2 tRNA genes and 1 rRNA gene are annotated in these 776 nt (G+C 45.4%); all 3 read left to right on the forward strand.

Annotated elements, in window-relative coordinates:
- Positions 1–80: ribosomal RNA gene (locus tag KOI40_RS18265) — 16S ribosomal RNA — on the forward strand; the annotation flags it as partial.
- A 118-nt stretch (positions 81–198) separates the two neighbouring features.
- Positions 199–275, forward strand: a tRNA-Ile gene (locus KOI40_RS18270).
- Positions 276–296: 21 nt separating this feature from the next.
- Positions 297–372: transfer RNA gene (locus tag KOI40_RS18275), tRNA-Ala, on the forward strand.
- The last annotated feature ends 404 nt before the right edge of the window (positions 373–776 follow it).

Genomic DNA, 776 nt, shown 5'->3' on the forward strand with positions numbered 1-776 from the left:
TCACCACGGAGTGATTCATGACTGGGGTGAAGTCGTAACAAGGTAGCCCTAGGGGAACCTGGGGCTGGATCACCTCCTTAAACGATATCGCATCCGTTTCGTAAGTGCTCACACGCATTGCTTGATTAGTCTGATTGCAGTGAATACCAGTCGTGGTTACGCCTGTAACTGGCCGTGATAAACGACCGGTTCGATTATAGGCCTGTAGCTCAGCTGGTTAGAGCGCACCCCTGATAAGGGTGAGGTCGGCAGTTCAAGTCTGCCCAGGCCTACCAATTTCTTTTAAAGAAATTATTGGGGCTATAGCTCAGCTGGGAGAGCGCCTGCCTTGCACGCAGGAGGTCTGCGGTTCGATCCCGCATAGCTCCACCACTTTCTTCCTGAGGTGGTTCCCAAATATTCATTGCAAGTAGATTTCAGAAACTTGTTGTTTCGAGCCAGATGAGTAGTCGGCATGAAGTACGAGACAGCAACTTTCTGATGTTTACCATCAGAAGTTCTTTAACAAGGTGGAATGTAAAGTTGTTTAAATACAATGCTGAGTAAATTCAAGTGTGTAGTCTTTATTTGATACATACCTGTCCGGCGTAAAATTGTCATTTTTTCGATTGCAATAGAGAACGCTTGTTTGTTGTTGGTGTGTTCTGGTTTTACCGGAATCATGTTAACAATAAATGAAGTTATCAAATATTGTAAGTCGCAACATCTAGTTGCTTGAGTTATATGGTCAAGCGACTAAGCGCACACGGTGGATGCCTAGGCAGTTAGAGGCGATG

This window comes from Pseudomaricurvus albidus (assembly GCF_018863235.1).
Taxonomy (GTDB): domain Bacteria; phylum Pseudomonadota; class Gammaproteobacteria; order Pseudomonadales; family Cellvibrionaceae; genus Pseudomaricurvus; species Pseudomaricurvus albidus.